A 14,492-nucleotide genomic window follows, 5' to 3' on the forward strand; every position below is an offset into this window, starting at 1 on the left:
TGCGGCGGGCCGGGCGCTATTGCTTCGGCTGGCCGAAGTCGAGCGGCGGCAGATCGATCTGGGGAATGTCGATCTTGATGCTGTTGGGATCGACTGTGGACTGCACGCCCTTGTAGTGCATCACCATCGACGGGAACGTGATCACCAGCAGCACCATGATGAGCTGGATGACGACGAACGGAACCGCGCCCCAATAGATCTGTCCTGTCGTGACCGGCTCCATGCGTTTGCCGGTGACGCGATCGGTATAACGTTCCTTTGGCGCGACCGAGCGCAAATAGAACAGCGCAAATCCGAACGGCGGGTGCATGAACGACGTCTGCATGTTGACGCCGAGAATGACGCCGAACCAGATCAGGTCGATACCGAGATGCTCCGCCGCGGGCCCGAGCAGCGGGATCACGATGAAGGCGAGCTCGAAGAAGTCGAGGAAGAACGCCAGCACGAACACGAACGCGTTGACGAAGATCAGGAAGCCAACCTGGCCGCCGGGTAGGGAGGTCAGCAGGTGCTCGACCCAGACGTGGCCACTGACGCCGTAGAAGGTGAGCGAGAATACGCGTGCCCCGACCAGGATGAAGACGACGAAGGCGGAGAGCTTTGCCGTCGATTCGACCGCCTGACGAACGAGGTCCCAGGTCAGCCGACGTTTCATGGCACCGAGAATGAGGGCGCCGGCTGCGCCCATCGCACCGCCTTCGGTGGGCGTCGCGACACCGATGAAGATCGTGCCCAGCACCAGGAAGATCAGGAACAGCGGCGGCACCATCACGAAGGTGGTCTGTTGCGCCATCTTCGAGAGGAAACGGAAGCCCGTGAGCTTGTCGATGCCCCAGTTCGCGATCGCGACGAAGAAGGCGAAGAGGATGCCGAAGAACATGCTGAGCACGACGAAGTCGGCGCCGTGGGTCTCCGAATTCCGCATCATGAACCAGCCAAACACGCAGCTCGCCAGGAACAGCACGCCCAGCGACCTCAGGCCGCGGTCACCGCTTTCCTCGCGGAAGCCGATAGCTTCCTTCGGCAGGCCCGGAGCGGCGTTCGGGAAAATCAAGGTCACGAGGAACGCGTACCCCGCGTAGAGGGCCGCGAGCACCAAGCCCGGAATAAACGCGCCCTCGTACATGTCGCCGACCGACTTGCCGAGCTGGTCGGCCATCACGATCAGGACGAGCGAGGGTGGGATGATCTGCGCCAGCGTGCCGGAGGCCGCGATGATGCCGGTCGCCACGCGGCGGTCATAGCCGTACCGCAGCATGATCGGCAGTGAGATCAGGCCCATCGAGATCACCGAAGCCGCCACGACGCCGGTCGTCGCCGCGAGCAGGGCACCGACGAACACCACGGCGTAGGCGAGGCCGCCGCGGATGGTGCCGAACAACTGACCGATGGTGTCGAGCAGATCCTCCGCCATGCCGGAGCGCTCGAGCACCAGTCCCATGAAGGTGAAGAAGGGAATGGCGAGCAGCGTGTCGTTGTTCATCACGCCGTAGACGCGCTCCGGCAGGGCCTGGAGAAAGTCCGGGTGGAATTGTCCGAGCTCAACGCCGATGATGGCGAAGAACAAGCCGACGGCGCCGAGCGAAAATGCCGCCGGATAGCCGAGCAGCAGCACGACGACGAGCGTCGCGAACATGATGGGCGCCAGATTGGCGATAATAAACGCGGTCATGACTTCCCCCTAAACCGTCGCCAACGGCTACTTCTTTTCGATCGCTTCGACGAGGTGCTCGACCTCGGCCTCCAGTGCGGACACCTGCGACTCGTGTGGGTCCGGGATCATGCCGCGCATGATGGCGATCCGCTTGATCAGCTCGGAGATGCCTTGAACGAGCAGGAGGGCGAAGCCGACCATGATCAGCGACTTGGCCGGCCATTGCGGCAGGCCGCCGGCGTTGCCGGATTGCTCGTTGATCTGGAGCGAGCGCAGGAAGAACGGTACCCCGGTGACGATCATGACAACGGTCAGCGGGATCAGGAAGAAGATGTGCCCGATGATGTCGATGATGTTGCGAGCCCGCTTCGGCATCATGCTGTTGAAGATGTCGATCCGGATGTGCTCGTTGTCGAGCAGCGTCCAGGACGCGCACAGCAGGAACACGATGCTGAAAAGCACCCATTGCAGCTCGAGCCACGAGTTGGAGGACGTGTCCAACGTCTTCCGAATGATCGCGTTCAGCGCCGAGATGATCACGGCGAGCAGGATCAGCCAAGCCAGACGCTTGCCGGTCCAACGTGTGAACGCGTCAATTCCATTGCTCAGCTTCAGGAGCGCTTGCAAGATTGGTCCTCCCCGATTTGCCCCGGCCGTCTTGACTGCGCCGAGTGGCGCGTTGGCTTGTCTCGCCGCGCAGGCATGAGGCAGCCGCACCAAACCAGCGAGTTTGCCGCCAGTCAATCGGAAGTTTGTTGATAGTTAAGGGGAATAAGCCGCGGCCGGCAGACCGATGCTAGCCGCCGGTGACGCTCATGTGCCTGCTGACGCTGGGACGGTCGTGGCGGCGGTCGATGATGAAGTCGTGGCCCTTGGGCTTGAGCCCAATGGCGCGGTCGATCGCATCCGCAAGCAGCGAATCGTCGTCCGATGCACGCAGAGGTTTGCGCAAATCGGAGGCATCCTCGTGGCCGAGGCAGGTGTGCAACGTTCCCGTGCAGGTGACGCGCACGCGATTGCAGGATTCGCAGAAATTATGAGTCATCGGGGTGATGAAGCCGAGCTTGCCGCCAGTCTCGGCGACGCTGACATAGCGCGCCGGCCCGCCGGTGCTCTCGGCCAGATCCGTCAGCGTGAACTGCTGGGCGAGGCGCGCGCGCACCAGCGACAGCGGCAGGTATTGGTCGATCCGTCCCGATCCGATCTCGCCCATCGGCATGACCTCGATCAGCGTCAGCCCCATGCTCTTGCCGTGGGCCCAGCGCATCAGGTCGGGAAGTTCGTCCTCGTTGAGGTTCTTCAGCGCAACGGCGTTGATCTTGACCGCGAGGCCCGCAGCGCGCGCCGCCTCGATGCCCTCCAGCACCTTGTCGATCTCGCCCCACCGGGTGATCTCGCGAAACTTCTGCGGGTCGAGCGTGTCGAGCGAGACGTTGATGCGGCGGACGCCGCAATCGGCGAGCTCGCTGGCGTATTTCGCAAGCTGGGTGCCGTTGGTGGTCAGCGTCAGCTCGCTCAGCGCGCCGCTCTTAAGATGCCGCGACAGCGAGCGCACCAGCGTCATCACGTTGCGGCGGACCAGCGGTTCGCCGCCGGTGAGCCGCAGCTTCTTCACGCCCTTGGCGATGAAGGCCGAGCAGAGCCGGTCGAGTTCCTCCAGCGTCAGCAGGTCCGCCTTGGGCAGGAACGTCATGTCTTCCGACATGCAGTAGAAGCAGCGCAGGTCGCAGCGGTCGGTGACGGAGACGCGCAAATACGAGATGGTCCGTCCGAACGGATCGGTCATCGCGCTCGACAGCGCGGCGCGGGGGCTCGCGGAAAGTCCGTTCATACCAAATGCCTTGTCACTTGCGGCAACGCGAGCAGTTTTGCTTCAGCGGCGTCCTGGAAGCAATCTAAGCATCGAACGCGTCAGAGACAATTGGGGGGATGACGGAGGTCAGCGATTGCCGGTGTTCGGATCGGGGAACGGCGAGCCCGCGGCCGGTGCGGCAGCAGCCGGGGCAGCGGCGGGCGCCACCGGTTTCGGCCTCTTCGGCCGGTGCGGCTTGCGGACCGGTTTCGGCGGAACGGCCGGCTGGAGCTCCGCGAAAATCGGGTTGGGGTCGGTGGTGACCGAGGTGGGGGTGGTGAAGTCGCCGGGATTCCTGATGACATTCACCGGCACGCTCACCGGCTGGTATTTCGGCAGCGCGAAAGCGACCGTGAAGGGGACCTCGGGGGCGGGAACCGACACGGAGCAGGGGGTCTTGCAGCCTGCACCCAGTGAGGTCGTGGCGTCAGCGCCCGGGGGATTGGATTCGAGCCGGACCTGAACGGTCGGCGGGGCCGATTTGAACATGTCCCAGGAAGTCGAAGACATTGAGGAGCAGCCGGCAAGACTTGTTGCCCCGATGACGCTTACTCCAGCTAACGCAAACGAGATGACACGACGCATGACATCCACCTAGTGCGACGAACCGCCACATCCCCGGGCGAAGTTAGGAGCGTCGTTCGAACCAAGCAACCGGCCGGCCGCGCATAGTTAGTAGATGGTTAACGCGGGATTCTGCGAAATAATCAAGATATCTCAGCTACTTGAGAGCTTCCTGCGCAGTCATCAGGCTGCTGGCGGCGGCCGGAAGGTCGCGCATGTGATGGATCAGCCGGTCCGGCTTCAGCTCGGCGATCGGCACGTCCGTATAGCCGAAGCTGACCCCGATCACGGGAACTCCGGCGCGCCGGGCCACGCCGACATCGGGTCCGGCATCGCCGACCATGATGCTTGCTTTGACCTCCCCGCCGGCCCGCGCCACCGTTTCCCGGAAAATGGTCGGATCGGGCTTCTGCACGCCAAAAGTGTCAGCGCCGCAGATCGCCGCGAAGCGCCGGCTCAGGTCGAGCTGGTCCAGCAGGCGCTTCGACAGCCATTCCAGCTTGTTGGTGCAGACGGCGAGGCGATGGCCCTGGGCCGCAAAATGGTCGAGCGCGGCCTCCAGCCCCTCGAAGGGCCGGGATTCGACGGCGATATTGTCGGCGTAATAGGCGATGAAATCGGCCGTCATCCGGTCCATGTCGGCAACCGTGACGCTGCGGCCCTCGGCTTCCAGCCCCCGCTCGATCAGCTTGCGGGCGCCGGCGCCGATCATGTTGCGGGCCGAGGCCATCGGCACGGGCGGCAGCCCTTCGCGGTCGAGCACGTAATTGAGCGCGGTGATCAGGTCGGGCGCCGTATCCACAAGCGTGCCGTCGAGATCGAAGACGATGGTGTGGGAGGGGATCATGGCCCAGCGCTACCGGCCCGGCCCCGCCCGCGCAAGGGCCGAAGCCATAAGATCACCTTATAAGGTGGGCCCGGAGGCCTGTTCCCCCAGACCCTGTTCTCCGAGGGAAAACGAGGCTACACAGGCCGCCGCAAGCCTATCGGGCAGCACTCTCGTAATTCAGGGACGGCGCAAACGTGAACATGGACCAGTTGAAGCGGCAGGCTGCGGCGCGCGCCCTCGAGGACGTCCGAGACGGCATGCAGCTCGGGCTCGGCACCGGCTCGACCGCAAAACATTTCGTCGAGCTGCTCGGCGAGCGGGTCCGCACCGGACTGAAAGTGATCGGCGTGCCGACCTCCGAGGCGACGCGCCTCGATGCAATTCGCTGCGGCGTGCCGCTGACCACGCTGGACGAGATCGACCATCTCGACATCACCGTCGACGGCGCCGACGAGATCGACACAGAACTCAATCTGATCAAGGGCGGCGGCGGCGCGCTGTTGCGCGAGAAGATCGTGGCGGCCGCCTCGGATCGCATGATCGTGATTGCCGACGACACCAAATGGGTGCCGACACTCGGCCGCTTTCCGCTACCGATCGAAGTCATTCCGTTCGGGCTCGGCGCAACGCGACGCGCGATCGAGAAGGCGTTTGCGGAATGCGGCGTTTCCGGGCAGATGGCGGTCCGCAAGGGCAAGGACGGCCACGTTTTCGTCACCGATGGCGGCCACTGGATCGTCGATGCCCAGCTCGAAAAGATTGAGGATCCCGCCCGCCTCGCCACGGCGTTGAGCGCGATCCCCGGCGTCGTCGAGCATGGTTTGTTCATTGGCTTGGCCAGTTCGGCTGTTTTGGCCGGTGGCGAGGGAATTCGCGTGATTGAACGGCGAAAGCCGAAAGGAGACTAGGAATGAAGAGCGTTTTGAAATTGTTGCCGGTCGTGACCCTCGCTGTGGGACTGGCCCTCTCGGTCGCCCCGGCCGGGGCCCAGCAGGCAGCGGCGCCGAAATCGTCGCCGGCCGCCGTGGCGGCGGCCAAGGAGATCCTGACGATCAAGAACGCCAGTGCGATGTACGCCAACGCCGTGCCCGGCCTGGTCGATAAGACCAAGATCGCGCTGATCCAGCAGAACCTCAACTACCAGAAGGACCTCACCGAGGTCGCCCAGATCGTAGCCCAGCAGCTCAAGGGCCGCGAAAGCGAAATCGGCGATGGCATGGCGCAGGTCTATGCCAGCGAGTTCACCGAGCAGGAGCTGAAGGATCTCGTCACTTTCTACAAGTCGCCGCTGGGCAAGAAGCTGATCGAGGCCGAGCCGCGCGCCATCGGGCTGAGCATGGCCTTCATGAACTCCTGGGCCCAGAACTTCTCCGAGACCGTGATGGGCAACTTCCGCGCCGAGATGCGCAAGCGTGGCAAGGAAATCTGACAGTCCCTATCTGATCAGAATCCGGATCATGTTCTGAAGAGGTCGGAGTGGACAATGGCTGAATTCGACGTCGACCTCTTTGTCATCGGTGGCGGTTCGGGCGGCGTGCGTGCCGCCCGCATCGCGGCTGGTTACGGCGCCCGCGTGATGATCGCGGAAGAGTACCGCATGGGCGGGACCTGCGTGATCCGCGGCTGCGTGCCGAAGAAGCTGTTCGTCATTGGCTCGCATTTCCGCCATGAGATCGAGGACGCCGCCGGTTTTGGCTGGACCGTTCCGCCTGCGACCTTCGACTGGCCTACGCTGATCGCCAACAAGGACAAGGAGATCGCGCGTCTGGAGGCGGCTTATACCGCCAATGTCGAGAAGTCGGGCGCGCAAATCGTCAAGAGCCGCGCGGTGATCGAGGACAAGCACACTGTCCGCCTGCTCGAGAACGACAAGAAGATCACCGCAAAATACATTTTGATCGCCACCGGCGGCGCGCCCAATCACGGCGCTCCGATTCCCGGCATCGAGCACGTGATCTCCTCCAACGAGGCGTTTCACCTGACCAAGCTGCCGAAGCGGATCGTGATCCAGGGCGGCGGCTACATTGCGCTGGAATTCGCCGGCATCTTCGCCGGCTTCGGCTCCGACGTCACAGTCATCTATCGCGGCGACAACATTCTTCGCGGCTTCGATGAGGACGTTCGCGGCCACGTCCGCGCCGAGATGGAGAAGCAGGGCATCACCATCCTCACCGGCTGCACGGTGGCGAAGGTCGATCGCCATGGCGAGGAATTCACCACGCATCTGTCTAACGGATCGAGCCTCGCCTCCGACCAGGTGATGTTCGCGATCGGCCGCCATCCCGCCGTCGCCAATCTCGGCCTGGAGAAGGCCGGCGTCGCCATCAACCCGCGGAACGGCGGCATCGCGGTCGACCATTTCTCGAAGAGCTCGGTCGACAGCATCTATGCGATCGGCGACGTCACTCATCGCTTCAACCTGACGCCGGTCGCGATCCGCGAGGGCCACGCGTTCGCCGACACCGTGTTCGGCAAGCGCGAGGTGCAGGTGGATCACGCCAACATCCCGACCGCCGTGTTCTCGCAGCCGGAGGTCGGCACCGTCGGCCTCACCGAGACCGAGGCGCGCGCGCAATTCAGCCATGTCGACATTTACAAGACCACGTTCCGCCCCATCAAGGCGACGATGTCGGGCCGCGATACCCGCGTGCTGATGAAGCTCGTCGTCGACGGTTCAACCGACCGCGTGCTCGGCTGTCACATCGTCGGCGATGCCGCGGCTGAGATCACGCAGGCGGTCGCGATTGCAGTGAAGATGAAGGCGACCAAGGCCGATTTCGATGCGACGATCGCGTTGCATCCGACCGCGTCCGAAGAGCTCGTCACCATGCGCACACCGACCGCACGCCACGTCCGCCAGGCGGCGGAGTAACTCCGCTCAGCCGTAGAGGTACCCGACCGGCTTGCCCTCGGTGCGCAGGGGACGGATGTCCTTCTGCGTGATGATCTGACCGGCGAGGCCGTCGATCTCGTCGCGTTGCGTCGGCGTCCAGCTGCGGAGGTCGTTCATGCCTTTGAGAAGGCCGAGCCGAAGGACCTGCGTGTTCTCACCGACACCGACGAGGCTTGTGGCGTTCTTGCCTGCCGTCACCACGTCGCCGGCCGTGAGCTCAAAGCTCTCGCCAGTCTTGTTCCTGAATTCGGCCGTGCCGCGGATCACGCGGTAGATCACGACCTCGCCCTTGGCGAAACATGTGGTGTCCGCTGCCGCCGACGTGCTCTTGGGCAAGAGCGATTGGCCGCGCGGATCGGTTGCGATGATGTGGCCGGTGACGAGATGTCCGCTCGGGACTTCGATTCCGATATCGCGCACGTAAACCGGCATGGCCGATTTGATCGGGCTGTCGGTGAGCGGCTTGAACAGCGCATCGAGCGCCAAGGGGTCTTGAAGCCAGAAGCCTGCATCCACCGGGCGATCGTGCAGAGAGTGGCTCCAGGCCACACGCGGCGTCTCGGCCTCGTTGATCTGGTCGGGACCAACGATGGTTGGGTTTGGAAACGTCGTCGGGTCGGTGATGAAGGCTTCGAGGAATTTGCCCGAATAGCCCATCGAGATCGGATCCGGCACCACCGTCTGCGGCGTCTTCAAATTCTCTTCGGTCGACAGTCCCGACCAGGTGTAGAACAGCTGGCGGTGTACGATCGCGCTTTGCAGCATCACCGCGCCGGGGCCAACATTGTAGAAGCGCCCGTCATAGTCGAAGGTGAACGCGCCCGAGGTGACCAGCACGAGCTGAAAGCCGCCCGGCGGCAGATGAAGATGGAAGTCGGTCGGGCCGGTGTCGGGCAGGTAGATCGGCAGATTGGTCGCGACCTCGTGCAGCAGGAAGGTTTCGTTGTTGGCGTGAAAGCCCTCGTTGGCGCGATTGTAGAGGGCCTGCGGCCGGTACGTTGCCTCGAACTTCGCATTCCGGTCGCGATCGATCGCCACGAACTCCTGATCGTTGAGGCGAAGCGGCGCGCCGTCCGGACGGGTGAGGCCGGTGATTTTGAGATCGCCGGCGGCATGCACGTTCATGGCATTCTCCGATTCTAGACCGCTCGCCCTCTCTCGGCGCACGCTTCTTGCCGCTCCAATCGGGAGAGCAGGCGATCAGGACTGATGCTGCCTTGCGAATTTTGGGCCAGTCGAGGTGCTGTGCGGCACGCAAGGTTTGGCGACTCGCCGCCACGCGAGGAAAAATCGAGGTTGCACCTGAGGTTAGCTGACACGCTTCGCCAGCCTGCATGGCCATGTTCGCCCGGTCTGCAAACCTGGCCACGAAACGTGTCTTGTCTAATTTGTCGGCATCCTGGCGCGGACGTGCAGCTGCGCCGATCAGAGGAAGTCGGCGGCCGGATGTCTGAAGCCGTTCATTCGAAAGATCGACGGAGGGTCTGCTCGGGCTTGCCGTACGGGCTGTCAGCCCATTTCGCCATGTCCACTGCACGCGCCTCGATGAGCTCGCACCACAGGCAGCTGAGCTCCGCGCGACCTTTGGCCGAGAGCATCGGAATGAGGCCATGGCCACAGCCGGCGCAACATTTGACGCGATTCATGGTTCTCTCCGCGACTTTCCGGATTCAGGAGCGACATCGTTGCTCCCGAAGCTTGCGCGGGCGCTATGAGGGCGCGGGAACGCCTGCGGCCGGGGTGCTCGTCCCCGAGATCGTCGCGTCTGCGATCCAGCGCGACACCGCGGCGATGTCCTCCGCATTGTCGCGGAAGGCGCGAAGCTGGAATTCAGCCGAGCTGCCACGTTCGACGATGGTACGACAGTGTTCGACCTCGGCGGCGCAGTTCAGCGCGGCGGCGTCTTCGGCGATGTCCTCGATCACGCGGGAGAGCAGCTCGGAGATCTCGACCGGCCCGTCCTTGGAGGCAAAGATGCAATCGGTGCCGTAGCGCTGGGCGCGCCATTTGTTCTCCACCGCGATCGCGCGTTCCACCGCGGTGACCTCTTTCGACAGATGAGGCCGCAGGTAGAGATAGCGGGTCAGGCAGCGATAGAGCGAGGCAATGGCAACGGCGTCGTCGACGAAGGTGCAGGTATCGGGCGCACGCAGCTCGAGCGTCGGGTGCTTCATGGAGGGGCGCATGGCCCACCAGATGTGGCTTTCATCGGGGATCACGCCGGAGCGCTGCAACGCGCCGACATATTCGTCGTAATCCTGCCTGCTCTCGAACAATTCTGGCAGGCCGGTGCGCGGCAGCTCGGAATAGGCGGCGAGCCGGTAGCCCTTCAGCCCGGTCTTGTGTGAATTCCAGAACGGCGAGGAGGCCGACAGGGCGATGAACAACGGCAGATGCGGCAGCATCGCTCGCATCACTGCCATGCGCTTCTCGGGATCTGGCAACTGGACGTGCACATGCATGCCGCACATTAGGTTGCGGTGGCCGATGCTGCGCAGATCCTCGATCATCTCCTCGTAGCGCGGCTTCGGGCTCGGCTGCGACATGCGCCAGACCGCGGTCGGATGCGTGCCGCAGGCCATGATCACGAAACCGTATTGTGCCGCGACGTTTGCGACTTCGCGACGCAGGAAGCGAAGCTCTTCGCGCGCGTCGGCGACGTCGACATGAACGTTGGTGGCGACCTCGAGCTGCGACTGCAACATCTCCCGCATCGCTTGGCCGCCGGTGGACCAGTTCGCAGATTCGAAAAGCTCATTCGGGGTCTGGATCGCGACCTCAAGGCTGCGCCGATCGGCGAGGAAGTATTCCTCCTCGATGCCGAACGAATATTCCGCGGCCTTGCCGCGTCCGCCGGCGGAGCGAATGACGAGGTGCTGCTTGTCTTCCGAGGAATCGAGCCGCAGCAGTTTCAAAACGTCTGATGCAAATGTCATTGTGCCACCCGGCCAAGGTATTTACCTGCGGGCGATAATCCTTCTGACAGGGGCGGGTTCCGCGTCGGCCCCACCGGAAATTGCAAGGTCGAACGGAACAATTTTCGCGCTTTCGGACGCACGTGCGACCAGCGCGTGATTCGGGGGCACTTCCGTCCAGTCCGTTTCCTTGTCGAACGGCTCGGAAACCACGATGACCTGGCCGCCGGCCTCGCGGAAATACAGCGTGTTGGCGGCATCGTTGACGGCGACCCGGAAGGCATAGAGATCCCGGCCGTTGGCGATGGCGCTGGTGAAGCGCAGCCGCTCACGAAGCTCGCCTTCGTTGACGAGGCCGACGAGGGATCGCAGCACGCGATGCGTAGCGCCGAGTGGATCGGCATCGAGTCCCGCGCCCATCATGGCGAGAAACACGGCTTCCGAATCGGTCGTGCCTGTCCGCGAGGGGTAGTAGGCATCGGGGATCAGCGCCTCGACCTTGCGCCGCAGGCGATTCCAGCTGCCGACGAAGCCGTTGTGCATGAACATCCACTGGCCGCAGGCAAAGGGATGGCAGTTCTGCCGCGTCACTGCCGTGCCGGTGGCGGCGCGCACATGAGCGAAGAACAGATGCGAGCGCAAATGGCGGCAGAGGTAGCGGAGATTCTCGTCCGACCAGGCCGGGCGTGTTTCACGATAAAGACCAGGCTCCGGATGCTCGCCGTACCAGCCGAGACCAAAGCCGTCGCCATTCGAGCCGGCGGTCGACTGGAGCGAGCGGATGCTTTGCGCGATCAGCGAATGCTCGGGCTCGGTGACGTAGGGTTCGAAAGACGTGGTCTCGCCCCGGTATGCGATCCAGCGACACATGGGAATCCTGTCAGGAGATGCTTGCTGAAATGTATCAACGAACCTGACAGGACGATGGTTCCCGACAGCGAGTGTCGGGAACCAGGTGGCCACTACACCGGAACCGGAATCAATTGCGCAACTTCGCGATCACCCGCGTTCTCGCTCGCTGCGAGACCTTGTGCGACGCCGACGCGGTCGGCCTCGGGACGGTTCTGGCTCATCTTGCGCTTGCCTTCGAACCGCACGACGGGAATGCGCACGCCGACGATTCCGCGCAACTGCGCGGCGATAAAATCGGCAGGGGCATCCGTAACGGCCCAAGGCTTGGCACGCGATCCTTCATGCCTGTTCGTGAGCCGCGTCACGACGTCGAGCAGGCGCTCGGGGTCTTGAAAGAATTCGACCGGGCCGTAGGCATGCACGGCGACGTAGTTCCAGGTCGGCACGACCTTTTCGGTTTCCTGCTTGGTCGCATACCACGACGGCGTCACATAGGCGTCGGGACCGCCAAAGATCGCCAGCGCCTCTCCGATCGGCGGCAGTTTCCATTGCGGATTGGCTTTCGCCACATGTCCGTACAGCACGCCATGCTCGCCTTCGCCCTCGTCGAGAAAGAGCGGCAGCGGCGTGGCGACGGGGCCTTCGCTGGTGGCCGTGACCAGACTGGCGAGGCGCGCGCCGTGAATGGTCGCCCGGATGCTCTCGATGTCGTCCTTGAAGGCGGGAGGGATGTACATGGTCTATCTCCGATGTCGGTCTGGAGATAGCCGGAATCTGGCCTGTAAGAAACTGCCAGTTATCGTCTATTTGATCAGTCCAGTTCGGCGACGGCCTGTGCAAGAAGCCTGCAGCCGCGCTCGATCTGTGACACCTCCAGTGCCGAATAGCCCATGACGAGGCCGATTGTCTTCCGCGGTCGGCGAGGTCCGACGAACAGTGCCGAGACGGGATAGATGCCGACGCCCTTGGCATGGGCCGCCTTGATCAACGCGTCCTCTCGCTTCTGCGGCAGATTATCGAACCACGCCACGATGTGCAGGCCGGCGGCAGTGCCCTCGATCCGGACGCGATCCCCGAACCGGCGGCGAAGCGCGTCGAGCAGCGTGCGCTGGCGTTCGGCGTTGCGCCGGCGCACGCGCCTGATGTGGCCGTCATAGGCGCCGCTTTCAAGCATCGACGCGAGGGCATCCTGTTCGATCAGCGGCGTGTGCCGGTCCATGATCTGCTTGGCCGCGGCGAACAGGGATCGCAGGGCGGCGGGCACAACAAGATAGCCGATCCGCAAGGTCGGCGAGAGCGTCTTGGAGACGGTGCCGAGATAGATCACATTGCCGCCGCCTGCCAGCGCGTGCAGGGGCGGGATCGGCTTGGTGTCGTAGCGATACTCGCTGTCGTAATCATCCTCGATCACGTAGGCGTCGTTTGCCCTGGCCCAGGCGAGCAATTGGTGCCGGCGTCCGATCGGCATGACGCCGCCGAGCGGATATTGGTGCGACGGCGTGACATAGGCGAGGCGGGCTTCAACGCCGTCGAGCCGCGTGGTCTCCAGTCCATCCGCGTCGACCGGGATCGGGATCGTCTCGGCGCCCGTCGCCGCAAAGGTGTGCCGCGCCATTTGGTAGCCGGGATCCTCCATCACGAAGCGGTCGCCGGCGTCGAGCAGCAGGCGCGCGCAGATGTCGAGGCCCTGCTGCGAGCCATTGACGACGACGATCTGATCGACCTCGCAGCGGACGCTGCGCGACCGCCAGAGATAGCCTTGGAGTGCGGTCCGCAGCCGCAGCGCGCCGCAGGGATCGTCATAGGCCAGCCGCTCGGGCTTGCGCGCCATCGCGGCAGTCACGGCCTTCTTCCAGGCCAGTACCGGGAAATCCGACGGTGCGAGCTCGCCATAGCGGAAGTTGGCGACGAGCCCGCGCGGCGGCTCGGTCCAGCGCGGCGGGTCTTGAAGCAACCGGTCCCCGAAGGCCGACAGCCGCACCTTCCGCGCCGACGCTCGCGACACTACGCGCGCGTGTCCCCGCTCGACGACGGCGCGGGCCACCCGCGGCCGCGCGCCATGGCGTGTCTCGATGAAGCCCTCCGCGGCGAGCTGTTCGTAGGCGATCGTGACGGTCGAGCGTGCCACGCCCATTTCGCCGGCCAGCGCGCGCGAGGACGGCAGCAACCCGTCGATCCCGTACACCCGCGCCAGGATCTGATCTCTCAAGGCCTCGTAGATCTGGCGCGCGCCCATGCGGTCGGCACGGAGAGCAGGATTGGTCTTCATCTGGATCATCCACATTCCAAGCCGGCATTCGCCCGAGCGGACGATGTCGGAATGTGGTTCTAATCCCGTTCGCCGAGAGTTTCGACGTAAGCCTTGCCGTAGGGATGAAAATGCTCCTTGCGGCCCTGGTCCCACAGTGCCCTGAGGCCGGGCGCCGCGATGTCCCAATCCGGCCGGCACTTCATGCCGACTGCCCTGAGGTCCTGGCGGAGTTCTTCGACGGTTGGACGGCCGAAGAACCAGTAGCCGTTATAGATCTTGTGAATGACAAGGCCGGGCTCGAGCACGACCACGTGCGGAATCATCGGATTATGGACGGGGTCGGTGTATTCGGCGATGTCGAGATCTTTCTGAACGAGGCGCCGCGAATCCGAGAGGAAGGGCCAGTGCGCTCCGACGCCGCTGCGATATTCACTGGTCTGGGTGATATTGTCGGTCGTGATCGTGACCATCCGGCAATAGCCCACCTCCATTTCGCGATGGAGTTGCAGCAAGCCTTCGGCCTGGCGGCGATCCTTGGGACAAAATCCACCGCGGCCGAGCACGAGCACCATCGGATCGCCCGCCTGCAGCTCGGAGAGCTTTCGATGTTTGCCGGTGTGGTCGCTGAGCTCGTAATCAGGGAAAGTTACTCCCGGTATCATGTCAGGTCGCATTACGCTCT

The 14,492-nt window shown here is 63.7% G+C and carries 15 protein-coding genes; 3 read left to right on the plus strand and 12 right to left on the minus strand.

What is annotated here, in order from left to right:
* Positions 1-16: 16 nt before the first annotated feature.
* The 5 genes from IVB45_RS14430 to IVB45_RS14450 form a co-directional block, all read right to left on the minus strand.
* Entirely contained in the window at positions 17-1,672 is a 1,656-nt protein-coding gene (locus IVB45_RS14430) for a TRAP transporter large permease subunit (protein WP_247360362.1), read from the minus strand.
* Positions 1,673-1,699: 27 nt separating this feature from the next.
* A complete protein-coding gene (locus tag IVB45_RS14435) occupies positions 1,700-2,281 on the minus strand; it encodes a TRAP transporter small permease subunit (protein WP_027569408.1) in 582 nt (193 codons plus the stop codon).
* A gap of 169 nt (positions 2,282-2,450) precedes the next feature.
* Positions 2,451-3,485 (minus strand): GTP 3',8-cyclase MoaA, encoded by a 1,035-nt coding sequence (moaA, locus tag IVB45_RS14440; protein WP_247360364.1) that lies wholly within the window; start codon positions 3,483-3,485, stop codon positions 2,451-2,453.
* Between the two features lie 108 nt (positions 3,486-3,593).
* Positions 3,594-4,091: a hypothetical protein gene (locus tag IVB45_RS14445; RefSeq protein ID WP_247360365.1), complete on the minus strand. Its 498-nt coding sequence runs from the start codon at positions 4,089-4,091 to the stop codon at positions 3,594-3,596.
* 136 nt (positions 4,092-4,227) lie between these two features.
* Positions 4,228-4,917 (minus strand): HAD-IA family hydrolase, encoded by a 690-nt coding sequence (locus tag IVB45_RS14450; protein WP_027517257.1) that lies wholly within the window; start codon positions 4,915-4,917, stop codon positions 4,228-4,230.
* 176 nt (positions 4,918-5,093) lie between these two features.
* Here IVB45_RS14450 and rpiA point away from each other — a divergent pair, with 176 nt between their 5' ends.
* From rpiA to gor, 3 genes are read left to right on the plus strand one after another with little or no spacing between them, the layout of a single operon-like run.
* Positions 5,094-5,807 (plus strand): ribose-5-phosphate isomerase RpiA, encoded by a 714-nt coding sequence (gene rpiA, locus IVB45_RS14455; RefSeq protein ID WP_247360366.1) that lies wholly within the window; start codon positions 5,094-5,096, stop codon positions 5,805-5,807.
* A 2-nt stretch (positions 5,808-5,809) separates the two neighbouring features.
* The gene (locus IVB45_RS14460; protein WP_027569412.1) at positions 5,810-6,328 is read left to right on the plus strand and encodes a DUF2059 domain-containing protein; all 519 of its coding nucleotides are present in this window, start codon (positions 5,810-5,812) and stop codon (positions 6,326-6,328) included.
* Between the two features lie 54 nt (positions 6,329-6,382).
* Positions 6,383-7,771 (plus strand): glutathione-disulfide reductase, encoded by a 1,389-nt coding sequence (gene gor, locus IVB45_RS14465; protein WP_247360368.1) that lies wholly within the window; start codon positions 6,383-6,385, stop codon positions 7,769-7,771.
* Between the two features lie 6 nt (positions 7,772-7,777).
* Here gor and IVB45_RS14470 read toward each other — a convergent pair whose 3' ends face one another.
* The 7 genes from IVB45_RS14470 to IVB45_RS14500 all read right to left on the minus strand — a co-directional run bounded on the left by IVB45_RS14470 (position 7,778) and on the right by IVB45_RS14500 (position 14,484).
* Positions 7,778-8,917, minus strand: a complete 1,140-nt coding sequence (locus tag IVB45_RS14470; protein ID WP_247360370.1) for a glucuronate isomerase — start codon at positions 8,915-8,917, stop codon at positions 7,778-7,780.
* A 335-nt stretch (positions 8,918-9,252) separates the two neighbouring features.
* Positions 9,253-9,438 (minus strand): hypothetical protein, encoded by a 186-nt coding sequence (locus IVB45_RS14475; protein ID WP_247360372.1) that lies wholly within the window; start codon positions 9,436-9,438, stop codon positions 9,253-9,255.
* A 63-nt stretch (positions 9,439-9,501) separates the two neighbouring features.
* Entirely contained in the window at positions 9,502-10,728 is a 1,227-nt protein-coding gene (locus IVB45_RS14480) for a carboxylate-amine ligase (RefSeq protein ID WP_247360374.1), read from the minus strand.
* Between the two features lie 21 nt (positions 10,729-10,749).
* Positions 10,750-11,577, minus strand: a complete 828-nt coding sequence (locus IVB45_RS14485; RefSeq protein ID WP_247286706.1) for a class II glutamine amidotransferase — start codon at positions 11,575-11,577, stop codon at positions 10,750-10,752.
* Positions 11,578-11,669: 92 nt separating this feature from the next.
* The gene (locus IVB45_RS14490; protein WP_247360376.1) at positions 11,670-12,296 is read right to left on the minus strand and encodes an FMN-binding negative transcriptional regulator; all 627 of its coding nucleotides are present in this window, start codon (positions 12,294-12,296) and stop codon (positions 11,670-11,672) included.
* A gap of 74 nt (positions 12,297-12,370) precedes the next feature.
* Complete coding sequence (locus IVB45_RS14495) at positions 12,371-13,837, minus strand: PLP-dependent aminotransferase family protein (protein ID WP_247360377.1); 1,467 nt, start codon at positions 13,835-13,837, stop codon at positions 12,371-12,373.
* Positions 13,838-13,887: 50 nt separating this feature from the next.
* Positions 13,888-14,484 carry a redoxin domain-containing protein gene (locus tag IVB45_RS14500; protein ID WP_247286700.1) on the minus strand — a complete coding sequence of 199 codons (597 nt, stop codon included), beginning with the start codon at positions 14,482-14,484 and terminating at the stop codon, positions 13,888-13,890.
* Positions 14,485-14,492: the final 8 nt, after the last annotated feature.

The sequence above is a fragment of the Bradyrhizobium sp. 4 genome (assembly GCF_023100905.1).
Taxonomy (GTDB): Bacteria; Pseudomonadota; Alphaproteobacteria; order Rhizobiales; family Xanthobacteraceae; genus Bradyrhizobium.